The sequence below is a fragment of the Embleya sp. NPDC127516 genome (assembly GCF_044765325.1).
GTDB lineage: Bacteria > Actinomycetota > Actinomycetes > Streptomycetales > Streptomycetaceae > Embleya.
Window position 1 is genome coordinate 98,899 of sequence record NZ_JBIWJT010000028.1, and the last position, 16,103, is coordinate 115,001.

At 68.5% G+C, this 16,103-nt stretch carries 12 protein-coding genes; 6 read left to right on the plus strand and 6 right to left on the minus strand.

The window, feature by feature from the left end; genetic code table 11:
* Window positions 1-119 precede the first annotated feature (119 nt).
* Window positions 120-3,254: a BTAD domain-containing putative transcriptional regulator gene (locus ACIRL2_RS38725; protein ID WP_402238692.1), complete on the plus strand. Its 3,135-nt coding sequence runs from the start codon at window positions 120-122 to the stop codon at window positions 3,252-3,254.
* Window positions 3,255-3,485: 231 nt separating this feature from the next.
* Here ACIRL2_RS38725 and ACIRL2_RS38730 read toward each other — a convergent pair whose 3' ends face one another.
* The 3 genes from ACIRL2_RS38730 to ACIRL2_RS38740 form a co-directional block, all read right to left on the minus strand.
* Window positions 3,486-4,352 (minus strand): RimK family alpha-L-glutamate ligase, encoded by an 867-nt coding sequence (locus tag ACIRL2_RS38730; RefSeq protein WP_395859570.1) that lies wholly within the window; start codon window positions 4,350-4,352, stop codon window positions 3,486-3,488.
* Between the two features lie 16 nt (window positions 4,353-4,368).
* Complete coding sequence (locus tag ACIRL2_RS38735; RefSeq protein WP_402238658.1) at window positions 4,369-5,325, minus strand: RimK family alpha-L-glutamate ligase; 957 nt, start codon at window positions 5,323-5,325, stop codon at window positions 4,369-4,371.
* 595 nt (window positions 5,326-5,920) lie between these two features.
* Window positions 5,921-6,586 carry a hemerythrin domain-containing protein gene (locus ACIRL2_RS38740; protein WP_402238661.1) on the minus strand — a complete coding sequence of 222 codons (666 nt, stop codon included), beginning with the start codon at window positions 6,584-6,586 and terminating at the stop codon, window positions 5,921-5,923.
* Window positions 6,587-7,797: 1,211 nt separating this feature from the next.
* On the opposite strand from ACIRL2_RS38740, the gene ACIRL2_RS38745 reads away from it, so the two are divergent.
* Complete coding sequence (locus ACIRL2_RS38745) at window positions 7,798-8,667, plus strand: acyl-CoA thioesterase (RefSeq protein ID WP_402238663.1); 870 nt, start codon at window positions 7,798-7,800, stop codon at window positions 8,665-8,667.
* Between the two features lie 100 nt (window positions 8,668-8,767).
* Here the strand turns inward: ACIRL2_RS38745 and ACIRL2_RS38750 are convergent, their stop codons facing one another.
* The 3 genes from ACIRL2_RS38750 to ACIRL2_RS38760 all read right to left on the minus strand — a co-directional run bounded on the left by ACIRL2_RS38750 (window position 8,768) and on the right by ACIRL2_RS38760 (window position 12,210).
* Window positions 8,768-9,382 carry a zinc ribbon domain-containing protein gene (locus ACIRL2_RS38750; protein ID WP_402238665.1) on the minus strand — a complete coding sequence of 205 codons (615 nt, stop codon included), beginning with the start codon at window positions 9,380-9,382 and terminating at the stop codon, window positions 8,768-8,770.
* A 507-nt stretch (window positions 9,383-9,889) separates the two neighbouring features.
* The gene (locus tag ACIRL2_RS38755) at window positions 9,890-10,594 is read right to left on the minus strand and encodes a hypothetical protein (protein WP_402238668.1); all 705 of its coding nucleotides are present in this window, start codon (window positions 10,592-10,594) and stop codon (window positions 9,890-9,892) included.
* A gap of 1,172 nt (window positions 10,595-11,766) precedes the next feature.
* A complete protein-coding gene (locus ACIRL2_RS38760) occupies window positions 11,767-12,210 on the minus strand; it encodes a hypothetical protein (RefSeq protein WP_395859577.1) in 444 nt (147 codons plus the stop codon).
* Here ACIRL2_RS38760 and ACIRL2_RS38765 point away from each other — a divergent pair.
* The 4 genes from ACIRL2_RS38765 to ACIRL2_RS38780 all read left to right on the plus strand — a co-directional run bounded on the left by ACIRL2_RS38765 (window position 12,210) and on the right by ACIRL2_RS38780 (window position 16,099).
* A complete protein-coding gene (locus ACIRL2_RS38765; protein ID WP_402238671.1) occupies window positions 12,210-12,632 on the plus strand; it encodes a hypothetical protein in 423 nt (140 codons plus the stop codon). The two genes, ACIRL2_RS38760 and ACIRL2_RS38765, sit on opposite strands and share 1 nt — an antisense overlap.
* A gap of 1,394 nt (window positions 12,633-14,026) precedes the next feature.
* Window positions 14,027-14,350: a hypothetical protein gene (locus tag ACIRL2_RS38770; protein ID WP_402238673.1), complete on the plus strand. Its 324-nt coding sequence runs from the start codon at window positions 14,027-14,029 to the stop codon at window positions 14,348-14,350.
* 31 nt (window positions 14,351-14,381) lie between these two features.
* Complete coding sequence (locus tag ACIRL2_RS38775) at window positions 14,382-14,924, plus strand: DUF4365 domain-containing protein (RefSeq protein ID WP_402238675.1); 543 nt, start codon at window positions 14,382-14,384, stop codon at window positions 14,922-14,924.
* Window positions 14,921-16,099, plus strand: coding sequence for a hypothetical protein (locus tag ACIRL2_RS38780; protein ID WP_402238676.1), 1,179 nt, complete (start codon window positions 14,921-14,923; stop codon window positions 16,097-16,099). The genes ACIRL2_RS38775 and ACIRL2_RS38780 overlap by 4 nt, the downstream gene beginning before the upstream one ends.
* The last annotated feature ends 4 nt before the right edge of the window (window positions 16,100-16,103 follow it).

Consider the following 16,103-nt stretch of genomic DNA (forward strand, 5'->3'; position numbering starts at 1 on the left):
GTGGCGCTGTGGCGGGACGTGCCACAGTGGTTGGACGACACCTCGGCACCGGGCGCGTTGGCCAGGGAGGACTGGGGCGGGGGGATAACGCGGTGCTATCGATCCACGTGCTGGGACCGATGGAATTGTGGGTGGACGGTACGCGGCAGCCGTTGGGATCGCTGAAGGAGCGGTGCGTGCTGGCCGTTCTCCTGGGTGCCGAAGGAGCCGCGGTCTCCACGGACTCGGTGATCAGTCGGGTGTGGGACGACGAGCCGCCGATCACCTCGGTCGAGACGCTGCGCAGCTACATATCCCGACTGCGCAACCGGCTGCGCGCCACGGGCGACGCCGCGCGATTGTCCTCGGATTCGCGAACGTACCGACTGCTCGTGGATCCCGAGTCGGTCGACTTCCGTCGCTTTCGCCGACTGCACGAACAGGCCAACGCCACCGAGGATCCGGCCTCGGCCGCCGAACTCCTGCGCACGGCCGAACAACTGTGGCGCGGACAGCCGTTCGCCGGGCTGCCCGGGCTGTGGGTGGAGTCCATGCGGGACAAGCTCAAGGAACAGCGCCGGCAGATCCGCGAACGTCGCATCCACCTGGAGCTCGTCCTGGGTCGACACGCGGAGGTCGTGGGCGAGTTACGGGATCTGGCCGCGCGCCACCCCGTCGCCGAACCGGTGGTGGCCGATTTGATGCTCGCGCTGTACCGCTGCGGGCGATACAGCGAGGCGTTGGAGACCTACCGGCGGACCCGCGCCCGGCTGAACTCCGAACTGGGCGCGGATCCCGGACCGGACCTGGAACGGCTGCATACCCGGCTGCTGCATCGGGATCCGGCCCTGTCGGTGCCCGCCCGGTTGCGCACGGAGCCGCCGGTGCGGGCGTTGTCCGCCGAACCGGCCGTAACGGCGCCCGACACGCTGCTGCGGGACACCCGGCACTTCATCGGCCGACGCGCCGAGGTGGCCGCGCTGTTGCGCAAGGACGATGTCGGGAACGCGCTGCCGATCACGGTGATCTCCGGCCTGGCCGGGGTCGGCAAGACCTGCCTGGCGATCCACGCCGCGCACCGCATGCGGGCGAGCTATCCGGACGGCCGGCTGTATCTGAACCTGCACGCGCACGACCCGCACGAGGCGCCCGTGGAGCCGACCGAAGCACTGGGGTCGCTGCTGATCTCGACGGGCACGCCGGCACAACACTTGGCCCCCACACTCGATCTGCGCGCGGCCCAGTGGCGACGGGAGATGTCCGACCGGCGCGCGCTGATCGTGCTGGACGACGTGCGAGACGCCGCGCAGGTGCGATTATTGCTGCCGGGGAGCCCCAGTTGCCGGGTCCTGGTGACCAGCAGGCGGCGACTCACCGATCTCGAAGGCGCCGGTTCGCTCTCCTTGGAGGTGCCCGACACGGCGGACGCGGCGGCCCTGTTCACCCGGATCGCGGAAGAGTCCCGGAAGCTGGACGACGCGGACCGCGCGCTGGTCGACGAGATCGTGAATCGGTGCGGCAACCACCCGTTGGCGGTGCAACTGACGGCGAATCGCTTTCGACACCGCGCCTGGCGGGTCCGCGATCTGGCCGCACGCCTGGCCCAGGCGACCCGGCGACTGGACGTGATCGACGCTCCCCCGGGAATCTCGATGGCGTTCGACCTCTCCTACGCGGAACTGGGCCCCGCCGCGCAATCGGTTTTCCGCCGCCTCGCCCTGCACCCCGGTCCCGACCTCGCGTGGCCGGCGGCGGTGGCGCTGTGCGGCGTCGGACCGGACGAAACCCGGCGGGCCATCGACGAGTTGGTGGAGACCCACCTGCTGGACGAGCCCGCCCACGACCGCTATCGCTTCCACGACCTGGTGCACGACTTCGCGATCCACTCGGCCCACCACGAGGAGCCGGATCGAGAGCGCGCGGACGCGCTGGGACGGCTACTGGATCTGTACCTGGACCTGGCCGATCAGGCCGATCGGCTGGCCTACCCGCACGGGCGGCGCTCGGGCCTGGTGCCGGTGCCGGCGCGTCGGACGACTCCGCCGTTCGCGACGGCCGAGGAGGCGGAGGAATGGCTCGGCGGTGAACGGCTCAATCTGGTGGCCGCGACGCGGTCGGCGGGCGTCGAGTCGCCCGAGCACATTCGCTTCCTGCCCGAGGTGCTGGCCCGGTCCTTGTTGAAATGGGGCTCGTGGGAGGTTGCCCGCGACCTGTACAGCGCCTCGCTCGAAGCGTGGCGCCGCGACGGCACGCCGAATCCCCGGGCACAAGCGCACTTGCTGATCGAGCGCGCTTCGATCCAGTGGCGCCTGGGCGCGCACGACGCCGCGTTCCGCGACGCCGCCGAGGCACTCGCGCTCGCCGAGGACGCGAAGGACCTGCGCGGCCGGGTCGAGGCCCTCGCCGAGATCGGCGCGACCCACGTGCGCGCGGGTCGGCTCACGGCCGCCCGGGAACATCTGGAACGGGCGTTGGCGATGCACGGCGGTATGGACAATCCACACGGACGGGCCGGAATTCTGCTGCACCTCGCCGTGACGTTCGGCCATCTGCGGAAATTCGATCGGGCGGCCGCCCACTTATTCGCCGCGCGAGACATCTATGAATCGCTCGGCGAATGGCGCGAACTGGCGAAGATCCTCAACAACATCGGCGAGCTCTATTTTCTCCAGGATGATTTCGACAACGCCGAGCGCTACTACCTGGAATCGCTCGACGTGGTCCGGCGAAGCAATGCTCGGGCCGAATACGCGGTACTGATGAACAATCTGGGTCAGGTCGATCTCGCGCGCGGTAATCCGACCGGCGCCTTGGCGCGCTACGCGCAGGCGCTCCGCGTCTACGCACAGATCAACGACCTGCGCTGCGAGGCGGACACCCGGATCAACGTCGGCCTCGCGCACTTGGCGATGAACGCTCCGGACGAGGCCCTCGAACACTTCGCCCGGGGCCGCGAGATCGCCGAGCGCATCGACGACGACCTGCACCGGCAGCGGGCCGCCGCCGGCTTCGCCCGGGCCCGCCGCGACTTGGGCGACCTCATCGGCGCCCGTACGGAATATCGGACGAGCGCGGAACTGGCCCGTCGAATGGGCATCGAACTCGAGGAAGCGCACGCACTGGCCGGTTGGGCACGGACGACCGAGGCAATCGACGGCGCGCTCGCCGCCCGTCCGTACTGGTCGTCCGCGCTGGCCTGCTATGAGCGTCTGGGCGCCGCCGAGGCGGACGAGGCACGCACCGCACTGGGCCGCATCGACGACGCGGCGGGCTGACTCAGACCCAGAACGCGAACGTCGACCAGAGGTCGGCCGCGCCCATCATGAAAGTGGCAGGCAAAAAGTAGAGGCTCTCGAGCATGATTGGTTCGAACCTTTCAACGTGCGATTAAGGCCGACAATTAATTCGGTCGGCAGCAGAACCGTAGCAGGGAAATTGCGTTCTCCGCATCCCCGTCACCACGTTCGGTGATCATGGTTCTTCGACACGTTTCCCGAAGGCCTCGATCAACGTATCGGTTTTGTACGATTGCCTCGATTGATGCCGATCGAGGAGGTCGCGGATACCTGCGCCCGGCTTATTCTTTCCGCCCGATCCGCCCTTTCGGGCGGATCCACCAATTCGGCCAGCGCCTCGGGTGCTCCGCGCATCTCGCGCATGCCGGGGAAGGCGTTGACGTCGATGATCGACGGGGAGCCGTCGACCTCCAGGATGTCGACGCCGTACACGTCCAGCCCGAAGGCGATGCCGACCCGACGGGCGAGTGTGGACCAGCCGGTGGGGAGGTCCTCGGGCGCGATCGGCTTGGTTTCGGCGGGGCCGTCGAGGGCGGTACGACGCAGGCCGGCGAAGACGTGGCCGTCGACCACCCACAGCTTGTGGTCCCAGCCGCCGTTGTCGACGAACTCCTGGGCCACGATCGGCTCGTCGGGCCACTCCCGGGCGAGCGCGCCCAGTGCGTCCGGGTCGTCGACCCGGGCGACCAGGTCGTGTCGGCGGCTGTGCCGGCTCTTGACCATGAGCGGGAACGCCGGGCCGGTCGCGAGCAGCCCGGCGGGAGAGACGAACGCCGTGGTATCCGGGAACGGCAGCCGGGCCGCCCAGGCGAGTTCGGCCATGCGTACCCGGTCCTGGCACGCCCGCGTGGCCGCCGCGGAGTTGAGCACCCGGGCGCCGTGCCGCTCGGCCCGCTCCGCGAAGGCGAGCGCCTTCGCGGTACGGGCCTTGAGCAGGTAGACGTCGGCGGTGATCGGGTGTCGGTCGGTGACGGTGTCCGGATCGAGCGCGACCACCTCGTGACGAGGTGTCAGCAGGGCGCGGGCTTCCGCCAGGAGGGGGTGGTCGGGCCGATCGGTGACAAGGCAGATCCGCACGTGTGCACGCGCCCCGTCAGCCGACGTACGCGGGCGGCGCGGCGTCGACGATCGGAGTGGTACCGGCGCGGGCGGGGGTGATCACGGGCCTGGCGCGCAGCGGCGTGCGGGTGACGCCGTTCGCGGCGACACTCGTACCGACCGCGGCACCGATGCCGGCGCCGGCGCCGCTCGCGAGGTCGAGCACCGCGCGGGCCACCCGGGCCACCCCGTCGGGCACGCAGCGGAAGCTCGGGAAGTCGTTGATGTCCACCACCATCGGCCCGTCCGGCCCCTCGATGATGTCCACGCCGAACAGGTCGAGCCCGAAGGCCGCGCCGATTCGGTGCATGAGCGCGGCCGTTCCGCTCGGTAGCGGTACCCGACTCTCGCGGACGGGATGCTCCGGATGCAGCGGTGAGCGCCGCACGGTCGCGTGGAGTTCCCCCGAAATCGAGTACACCTTCAGGTCCTGGCCCGAATTGCGCACGTACGCTTGAGCCAACAACGGCCCTTCATCGACGAGTTCGCCGCCCAACCGGGCCAGTTCCGCGGGCGTGGACACCAGGTGCACCGAACGCCCGGAACTGCCGCCGACCGGCTTGACCACGAGCGGGTAGCGATCGGCGGGAATCGAGGAGAGCAACTCGGGAACGGCGGCGAAATAGGTGACCGGCATCGGCAACCCGTGGGCACGCGCGATCACCGCGGCCACCGCCTTGTCGCGCACCGATCGAATCGCGCGCGCGTCGTTGATCGTGGTCAGCCCGAGCGCCGCCGCGGCCTCCAACATGCTCAGCCCCGGACCGCCGGAAACCGTCTTGAGCACCCACGCGTCGTGCGAACCGGCCCGGATCAGGTCGGACAACTCGATCAACGAACTGCCGGGCCGCACGATGTCGACGTGATGCCCCCACGCGTCGAGCTGTCGGACCACGTCGAGCGGCATGCCGTCGTGGCGGTAGTGCTCCTCAACGAGGAATGCCAGTTTCATCGATATCCCCCCGGGACGGCCGCCGTTCCCCCATCCGGCAGAACATTGACGGCACAGCATGCCACGCGCGCCGTGGACGACCGGCACACACCCCACCAAACTCCACGGGTGACCACCATCATGGGCCATTTGGGGGGTGATTCGTCATCAGTCAAGAGTAGAGAGGAATCGGGTGCTCCGCTCGGACGCCCGGCATAGAGCAGGTCAAGGCGTACGCGGAGGTGCGGCGCGGGGTACGGGGAGTGGATCGGGGGACGCGGGGGTGGGTCGGGGGCAGGCGGGGTGGGTCGGGCGGGCGCGGCACGGGCGAGACGGGGCGAGGCGGGGCGAGGCGGGGCGGGGCGTACCAGGTGACGGGGCGTGCGCGGGGCCGGGTGGGCGCGACGTGGGCGGGGTCAAAGCGGGGGCGGGGTAAGCGGGTGCGCGACGGCGGCGGCCGTGCCCCGTGGACGAACGGCGACGGCCGTACCGGGGACGGAACGAGGACGGGACGAGGGCGGGACGGGGCCTGGGGGATGGAGACAGCCCGCGTCGAGGACCGGGACCGTGACCGGGAGCGGGAGCGGGAGCGGGAGCGGGAGCGGGAGCGGGCCGCTCACGCCGAGTGTGGCCCCGGGTGCCGGCCGGGGGTCGGCCCGGCGGGGAGATCGGACGCGCCGGCGACGCCGGTGATTCCGGCGATCCCATCCAGCAGCCACGTGATCGCGTCGATCGGCGCGCCGCGCACCGGCGCCGGGACGTCGAACACCTCGGCCGCGTCGATCGCCGCGAGCGAGGCGCCGAGGGTGCCGATGTGCTCGCCGGCCGCGACCACCGCGGCCAGTTCGGGCAGTACCTGCACCTCCTCCACTCGCAGGTGCGCGTCGATCGTCTCCACCACGGCCTCGACGGCGGCGGCCACCATCCACGCACGCTCCGGGTCACGGGCCAGGCTGCCGATCATCGCGGTGACCACGGTCAGGTCGTGGTCGATCCGGTGGTGATCCGCCTCCAAGCGGTTGAGCAGCAATCGCAGTTCCGGACGGGCCACCCGCAACACCGGCCACAGGCACGCGTCCTCGTACTCGTGATGGGCCATCAGGATCCGGGCGAGCAGCCGCCATTGGGCCAGGACGTCGGCGACGGGCGCGCCCTCGTCGGTGTGCGGCACCCGGATCCGCCCCGCCATAGGAGCTAGGTCGCGGCGCAGCGCGGTGTGTACGAGCCGGATCCCGGTGAAGCGCAGGAGCGGGGAGGAGGCGGCCTGGGTGGCGGCGGGCATGGGGCGGTTCCTTTTGCGAACGGCGACGGCGCGGGCGTCCGGCCAACGCGTGGCGCGGCCGAGGCCGCGTGGACGCGTCAGTGTCACGCGCGTCAATCAACGTCCGATGCACATTCGATCAACGCCTGTCCGCAGGGTGCGGGAAGCGCGAGCCGAGTCGGGCCCACCCCGATCGGGCGGTCGGGCGACGGTCGATCGGCGGCCCGGCGTGCGGGCTCCCCGCGCGCGCCGGGTTCGTCAAGCCATCCGACAGCAGCATGCGGCTGTCCTCAAAGGCCGCCGCCTCGGCATCCACCAAGTCATGATCCCCACCACAAAGCGGCGCCCCGGGCCCGCCCGCCGATCACGAACGAACCACAACCTTCGCGGCCCCGCGATCGCGCGACCCACGACACACGGACCCGCCGCACACGGCACCGACGAACCGCCGACCACCGCACAGGCGGCCGACACCGCCCCCGGCGGCCCTCGGCGACTCCACATCGACATCAATAGGGCAACGGGCGCCCGGAAGGTGTACGCAAATCCGCCGGCGGCTGCGGCCGCGGGGAAACGGGGCGTTTGACGATCCTGATCCGCGTCATGGCCACGTCCTCCTGGTCGTTCCGGTCACCGGCACAATCGCCGTCGTGCGCGCGCCGCGCACTATCTGCTCCTTCGATACCCACCGGGACGCGCCGAACCCCACCTCCGACGAACAACCGCCTCATTCCGCCGGCCGATTCCCGATTTTCCCGCCTCACCACCCCGAATCGCCCTTATCAACGGGCACTTGAACACCTTTCGACACCGGGCCGCGCCGTGTCGCCCGACGCCGAACAGACCACCTTGGGCAGTCCGCGCAGAACCACGCCCAACTCGACCGCACCCCAGTGCAGTTGCCACGCCCATCGCGGGTGTCCACGCGTACACCCGCGCTGATCGCGGTCCTCGCGGGGCTTCCCGACCCACCACCTCCGGAACGACGCCAGGGGGAGGTGCGCACCCCGGGGCACGGTCCGATCGACGCGCCGCGCCACCGCCCCGCCCCATCGGGCTCGGCCCGTCGCGCCAGGGCCTCGCCGCACCACAACCGCCTCACCGCAACATCGGATCACCGCACCACCGGATCACCGCGCCACCAGATCACCGAGGCGCCGCACCTCACGGTGGTCATCCTCACCGCGACTATAGTAAGTATGATTTTCCAACTTACTCGCGGAGGCGATGGTATGGATCATGCGGGAGTGGTGCGGGTGGGGGCGGGGCGAGGGCGGGTCGAGTCCGTACGTGAGATTGCTGTGGATCGGTCCTGGTGGGCGTGGGCCGGTGCACATGGTGGGCATCTCGCGGCGCTCGCGCTCGATGCGATGCGGGACACGTTGTTCGAGCGGTCCGACGCTGGGCGGTCGGTGCGGACCGTCAACGCGCACTTCCTCAGGCCGGTCGACGATCGGCCGTTCGTCCTGGCGACCACGGTCGAACACGCCGGACGAGGTACCTCGGTGGCCTCGTTCCGTGCCGAACAGGCCGGCGATCCGGTGCTGCTGGGCTCGGCGGTGTTCGGTGCCCGGCGTCCCGGTCCCGATCAGAACGGCGGCCCGGCGCCGACGGTGGCGCCGGTGGAGGCTTGCGCCCCGCTGGAGCTTCCGGTCGAACTCGTGCCGTTCGCAAGGCGTTTGGAGATCCGGCCGGCGACCGCGACGCTGCCGTTGTCGGGTGCCGCGGACGCCGAATTGACGGCTTGGATACGGTTCGCCGACGGCAGGCCGTTGGATGCGGCGGCCGTGGTCGTACTGGCCGATGCCCTGCCGCCGGCACTGTTCGCGCGCTGGACCAGGCCCAGGCCGGTCCCGTCGGCGGAGTTGACGGTGCACTTCGGCGACGCCTTGGACGAAGGCCCGGCGCCCGGGTGGGCCCTCGTCCGGATCCGCACCGAACACGCCGGCAGCGGCTGGGCCATGGACGACAGCGCGGTCTGGACGCCGGACGGCCGCCTCCTCGCCCTCGGCCGCCAGGCCCGCCGGGTCCTGCCCGACTCCGCGCCCGCAGACACGCCCGCCTCGCCCGCCTCGGTGGCTCCGTCGTCTGCCGGCTCCTGACCGTCGCGGCCGCGTCGCTCCGGTCGAAACGCCGAGATCCCGCCCACCCTTGCGGGTGGGCGGGATCTCGGCGGGGCCTACAGCCCCGCGTCACGACGTGTCAGCCGCGCCGCACGCTGCGCTGGGCCGTCTCGACGACACCAGTGACATGCGCCGGGGTCATCTGCAGCAAGCCGCCGACCTGATCGAGCAGCGCCCGCTCGGCCGAACCGATCCCGCCCTCCGCGGCGGCGATCAACGCCGCCCGGGTGAGCAGCCATTCCCGCCCCTGCGGCTGGAGTTGGTCGCCGAGCGGCACCAGCACCGGAGGCAACTCGAAGCCCGCACCCGCGAGATCCGCATCCAACTGGGCCACCGAGTACCAGGACACGCCCGCCTCGACCACCGCTTCGGTGGCCACCGTCCGCGCCGCCGTGGACGGCGTACCGGCAACTCGCAGCATGGTCACCGCAAGCGCCCGCATCCCCTGGCCCAACAGCTCGGAGATCTGCGCGCTGGTCGCGCCCTGCAACACCGTGTCCTCGTACGTACCACCACAGGTCGCACACTCGACGTGCGTGCCCTGGTCCTTGAACGGGAAAATCGGAATGAAGAACAGCGTGAACCAGCGCCGAGCCAACTTCAGGTGATACTGCCGATCACCCCCGCACCTCGGACAGTGAAAAACGCCCTCGGAAAGCGTCTTGAATATGGTCTTGAAACCCCAAATGAGCATATTCCCAATCCCCGCTGTCAACGCAACGGCCCGATGCTCCCATACCGCACCCTCCGAGCCGATGCGCCGGGTGAACCCGGTGCAGCCCCGGCGGCAGGGGGCGAGTTCGCGTTCCAGGCCGGCTCGACGACCGGCACCGGCCGGCCGGTCGGCACCCGCCGCTCTGCGACCCCATGGAGGTGATGAGCAACAGCGAGACCCGAGAAACGACAAACACCCGTCTCGGCCGAAGCCAAGCACGGGTGCCGATCGGTGCTGCTCGGAGACCGAACCGCATGTACTGAAGGTGTGGGGCGTTCACGAGTGGGGGCTGACCTGGAAAGTGACATCGAACGCATGCTCGGTTTCCCGTGCAGTGGATGATCGTTTCCCGGGAGAGGCCTCTCGCGTGGTGGCTGAAGACGCACGGCCCGGCCCCGCACGAGCGACGTGTGCCCGTCTCGGGTGTCGATCCCAAGGTGTCCGCGTCTGGAGGTACTCGATGGGACACCGTCGTGGCGGGCAGTGTCAGGCAAGGTCCAGGGCTCGGACCACCGTGCCGTCTTCTGTGCGGCACTCGATGACATACGTAAGCATGCTCGCGTAGGACACGAATGCCGAGGAGACCGAATCCGTGCCCGGCCTGCCGTCGTGAAGGTCGTCCATGACATCCTCGTCGCACACGTCGACGATGTGGCGGTTGTCAGGATTTCCCAGGTCGGCGGCCAGCAGGTAGTTCACGCTGGTCGTCGCGGACAGGATCGGGTAGCACTCGGCTCCGTTCTTCAACAGGTCGCGTTCCTCGTCCTGTCGATAACCGAAGAAATTGTCCTCGTACCACAGGTCGTCGCTGTCGCTCTCGTCGTAGTCGTTGCCGTCATGGTCCGCGGGCGGGTTGTGGCGGTCGAAGTCGAGGCGGACCTGCACTTCGGGTCCCGGCCCGGACAGTACTTGCCGGACCTCGCGGAGCCACGAGGGCAATACGACCGCGTTGCGCCGCTCCAGATGATCGAGCAGTGCCGCTTCGTCGCGGTGGAATACGATCCCGGGGAACCTGGCCACGAAGACGCGCAGCGCGGCCTTGTCCTCCTCGGGCAACGACGATCGGCCGATCCAGTCGAGGGCCTCGGAGGCCGAGCCCGTGACGCGGTGGGCCCCGTAGTCGAAGTCGTCGTAGATGATGTCGGCAATACCGCCAAAGTCGCGTGAACGGGCGTCTGTGTGTTCGGGCACGGGGCCTCTCCTGAGTGATCGTCAGAACGCCGGAGATCGTATATCGCCGCGGCGACAGCCGGCGGAGGCGGTCGACGGCCCGTCACGAGCCGGGCTTGACCTGCGAAGAATCAACGAACGCGCAAGTGATTTCTCGCGCAGGCGGTGCACCTCCCGTTGCCGGCCGGTTGTCCCGCCGACTCTCCACGGCCAATGCACTTTTCGATGGCGACTGGCCGGTCACGCGGGCCGGTTCCAGGCGCGTCGGACTGCCTGCGGCCCCGTTTGTGGACGGCCGCTCACGTTCTCAAGCGGGGCACACACATTATGGTCAACTCCCCTGTCCGGACATCGAGTTCGCCCGTGCGCGGCTGTGTCGCAACGGCATACGAGGCAACTTGGCCGTTCCCCGGATGGATGTGTGCCCCCTGTTGACGATGACTGGCGACACATCAGGGACGCGTGTGACCGGCGGTGCTGGAGGTGTTCGTCATGGAGGACACGGACGTGGTTCCCATGCTCCGGAAGGCTGTCGGTTTCTACTACGACCGAGTCGAAGAACTCGACGAGCGGCTCGGGTTCCTGCGGGCGGAGATCGAGCGGGTCTAGGCCGAGCGGTCCCGCGCGTGGGAGGTGCACGAGCGTCTTTCCGAGGACCTGACCAGAGTCATGGATGCTCGCGCGACCAACCAAGCGATCGATCCCGAGGACCGGGTGAACGATGACGCAGTCGAGGAGCCGACTGTTGTCGATGACGCGGGCGTTTCGGAGTCCGACGAGGTCTCGGCGGTGCGTCGCACGACATGGCGGGGTTCGCTTACCCAGGGAATCCTGCGGGTGCTCGCGGGGTCGGGTCGCCCGATGCGGGCACGTGCACTCAACGAGGCGCTCGGGCGGGAGGAGACGCGGTCCCGCCGCGAGACCATGCGAACGACATGCAAGCGCCTGGCGTCACGCGGTGAGGTCGTGGAAGTCGAGCCCGGGCTCTACCGGATCGCCTGGCAGGGGCGTGACGAGGAGGGGGTCGCCAGACGTAGTCGCCCTCATATGAAGTCGACCCCTCCCGAGGGAGGGGCCGCGGCGCCGATTAGAGGATTGCCGCCTCGCCGGTGCCTTCGACGTGGTCCCCAATCAGTGGCTCACGCGTGCCTTCGAGGTTAGAGGAAACACTCTCGCCTTGGGGGCCGCGTGGCCTATTTCGTCGTCTCCGGCGGCTCTTCGTCGCGGGGGCGGAGAGGCCGATCCTTGAGCAACGTATCGGATCCGACGCCGTCCTCCTCCTCGATGCCTTGGCCGAACTCGGCCTGCCCACACGGGTATGCGCGGCCGACCGCGCCTACACCGACCAGAAAGCGACGGTGTTTCAGACGCCCGTCAGGCGCCTGGGCTACCGCCTCGCCCTGGACTTCAAGGAAGGCGGACGCGGCCGCCAGGGCAGCTTCCGCGGGGCACCGCTGATCGATGGATGCCTGGCCTGCCCGCAAATGCCGGAACCGTTGCGCGAAGCCACAACTGGTTTGAAGGACAAACAGATCCGGATCCGCAGCAACGAGCTCCAGGCGTCGATCGCCGTGTGCGAGCCCTCCTACCTGCACCGCAAGGAAGGAGCCGACGAACGAGGCGCGATCCGGCTTCAATGCCCCGCTGCGGGCCCTCGCCCACGGTCAACTGCGGGCGCCGCGAGCGCCTGCACCCCACCGTTCGCGACCCGGGCTCTCGCCCGTCGGCGGCCCTGGACCTGAGCGACCGACGGCAACGGGCGGCCCACCCGGCCGCCCGCCCCACCGTGGTCCTCCCCGAGGGCGAAGGCGCGAGGCCGCCCGCGGTCGAGGGCCTGCCGGCGATCTGCCGGCAGACCACGATGACGGTCCACGCGGACGCCGCCATCCCGAAATACCGGCAGGACTTCCCCTCCCTCTCGCCGGCCTGGGACGCCACCTACAAACCGATCCGCAGCCACGCGGAAGGCATGAACGGCTGGCTCAAAGGCATCCGCATCGACATCGGGACAAGAAACACCGACCCGTGCGCGGACGCGTCGCCCAACACCTGTTGGTAGCGATCCTGCTGATGATCGCCAACCTTGACACACTCGGCCGCCGGCTCGACCGGAACACCGATTCGACGGACCTCGACCACCACCACGATGTGATGGACACGGGACGAGCCGACTGGGCCCCACTCGCCGACTGCAGACCACCGCCACACATCGACTGATCCGCCCCGCGAACCACACATCGGCAACCAGCCCCGAGGCCCACACGCATGCCCGCGACAGCGGCACGAGCACCGCCAGCACCCACGCGCACCCGCCCCAGCCGGTCTCGGAGCCCTCAACAAGCCCCTGAACGCCGAAATCCCGCCCACCCTCACGGGCTGAACGGGATCTCGTCAATCGAACTCAGGCCATCTCAAGAACGGCCCCAGGTGTGGGCCGTTCACGAGTTGGGTGTGATCTGCAAAGAGATATCGAACGTGCAAGCGGTTTCCCGGGCCTGTGGTGATCGTTTCCCGTTGTCCGCTGACTCCACGGGGCGACGAGTGACGTACCACCGCGTGAGATGTCCGCATTCTTACCCGCGCCAGCGATCAACTGACGCCCGCACGCGTGGGTTCCCCAGGGTCTGGACCAAGCAGCCCGACCAGTGACCCGGACCACTTCGGGCTGCCTCTGCACGCGAGCTTGTCCCGGCTCTGCGCGCGACCCGGGTTCCGTCCGGCCGAACTTGGGCTGTGGGAGGATACTGCCCATGATGTGCATTCGAAGGGGCCGTGCCGCGTAGAACACCGGCTTCGCTCAGGCCGCGGGAACGCGGCTGGAGAAGTCCCTGGGTGCGGTATCGCGACGTCCCGGGGCTTTCGGGGACGGCGAATGCGGCCGTCCGTGTGCTCGAACGGGAGCGCCTGGTTCCGGGCATCGTTTCCGTCGCACTGAGCGTGTGGTCCGTCCGCGTTCACGGCACCAAACGCCGGTGGAGACCGTGGGAGGCCGAGTTCACCTGTCCTTGCTGCGGCGTGGGCTGGGCTCGGGACAAGCTGCAAGAAGCAGTGTCCGCGCTGCCGCCGAGAGCCGCCTCCGAACTCCGGGTGCAGATCGAGCGTCTGGACGATGTGCTGCTCGGCAGTACGCTCCACGACCCCATGGCGCCTTCGGAGTTGGCGTGGTGGCATCGCCGGTGTTGACCGTTGCCCCACCGACCGGGTTTCCGCTCGGGCAGAGGGTTCGTCCGCGTTGAGTTGCCGTAACAGATTCGTCGATTGTCTGGCCCGGCAAGTTGCCTGGGCAAGTTGCTCCGAAACCGGGCCGAGAGCGAGCAGTCGGGGTACCTCGACCGGAATCCCAGGGGTCAACGAGCCTTGTTTGTTTGGCGTTTCCCTGTCTCGGGGCCCTTGCGATCTCTAGGCTGGCCGTTGCTCGTTCAGGTCCGTATGGGCTCGGCAGTGGGAGGGACGTTGGCGCGATTCGGGCAGGATGAGGAGTCCTCGACGTCGCTTGATCTGTCGACGGTGGTGGAGACCTACACGCGCAAGGCGGCGGACTTGCGCCGGAAGTGCGACTCGCTGGCCCGTGAACTGGCCGCCATTCAGGGTGAGTTGGAGTTGGTCGAGGCTCGCCGTGTGGTCCTTGCGGAGGTCTTGGACGACAGTTCTAACCCAGTGGACGACTCGAAGCGTGACTTCCTCGACACCGCTTCGTTCACTACGATCACTGCGAAGGCGCGGCGGTCGGTCGCGGGCGACCAAGACCCGTGCGGCAAGCAGATGCGGTGCGGGTAGAGACGACCACGGCGGGCGGGGCTGACTCTGGATGGCGTTAAACCGCGAGGTCCATCAGGGCCGTTACGGTGAGGTGTTCTTCCAAGCCATCGTTACCGCCGCTGGAATGACGGCCCAAAAGTTGCACGAAGACGACTACATGATGGACTTCATCGTCGGGCATCCTGGGCCGCTTGCCGGCCGGGTGAAGAATCCAATGATCGGTGTGCAGGTGAAGTGCAGCCGCAAGGCACGCATGACCTCCTCGACGGTCAGCCACGGCTTGAAGGCCAAGTACTACAACGAGCTTGCCAAGCCAGCATCCGAGTTCGCGCTTCCCACCTTCCTGGTGGTGGTCTTGGTGCCCGATGACGCCGCCGCGTGGATGGATGCGTCGGACGAGCGGCTGGCCCTGCACCGAGCTGCTTACTGGACCTGCCTCCACGACGAGCCACAGCGTCGCGACCTCCACGAGGATTCACAGGTCACGGTGTCAGTGCCGCGTGAAAACCTCCTCAGCAGGGAGGCGCTTCTGGAGATGTTCGCTGTCGCGGATCAACTTCGCATGCAGGGACGGGAGGTGGCGGCTCAATGACACAGAAGCAACTGCCAGACCAAGCCCTGAGTTCTCTGAGCCCAGAACTCCTCCGTCGCTACCTGGATGCACAGGGCTGGTACTTGGCCGGTGAGCAGTACCGAGCTGAAGTGTGGGCGATGCAACTGACTGATGGCGTCATGGATGTCCTGCTCCCCAAGGACCCTCGCCTCACTGACTACGTACGGCAGCTGCGCTATTTGTTCGACACTTTGGCCGTCATCGAGGATCGCGAACCCTCAGCGATCCTCCGCGATATCGGGCTTGCCCAAACTGATATTCACTACGTACGGCTACTTCCCGAGGGCCTTGCCTCCGGCACCGTCTGGCTCTCCGAAGGCAGCCGCGCCGTGGCCAGCCTACGAGACCTTTTTATCAGCGCCACATACCGTGCCACCACATGGCTCGAAGACCAGCAGCCGCGGCCTGTAGAGCCTGGCCGCAAACCAAATCATGTGTACGAATTCCTCAGCCGCAGGGTTCTTCTAGGTTTGGCGCAGCCCGGCAGCTACGTTCTCACCGCTGAAGTACCGCTGAATTCCGGTGTGCCGGAGCAGTTGCCACTCAACGCCCAGGGCCGCTACGGCGGAATTCCCCTGGCTCGGCGAGTCTCTACCGCCTTCTACGACGGCGCTGCCGCCGCGTTCACGGCAGCGGAACACGCGGCGACCAACCCAGGTGACCTTTCAGCCTTCGCTGAGCATGCAGAGCAGGGCCTGTCAGCGAACGTCTGCGAAGCCCTCGCCGATCTTTCCTCACACGGCAAAGTTCCCTTCGAGCTCCGGGCAGCCTGGGCAAACAGTCTGCCCATGGAACGACCTGCGGGGATCCTCAGGTTCCAACCGGAGCTCATCGAGCAGCTTCAACTCGGTGCCGAGTACCTCCGAGACCGCTTCGGGCGGCAAGGGGTATCCGTGCGGGGTTTCGTGACCAAGATGGAGCGTGGTCCAACCACCGGGCCGGGCTCCGTGATCCTGCTGGGCCGACCAGAGGATCAACCCACCAGCCGTGCGATGAGAGTCCATGTCGAGCTGACAGCTCTGGATTACGACCGCGTGGGCCGAGCCCACCTAGACGGGCAGGAAGTACTGGTCCAAGGCGACCTGGAGCGCTCCGGTAACCGCTGGCATCTGGTGCGCGTCCAGAACTGCATGGTCGAAGAAATCAGGGATTGAGCCA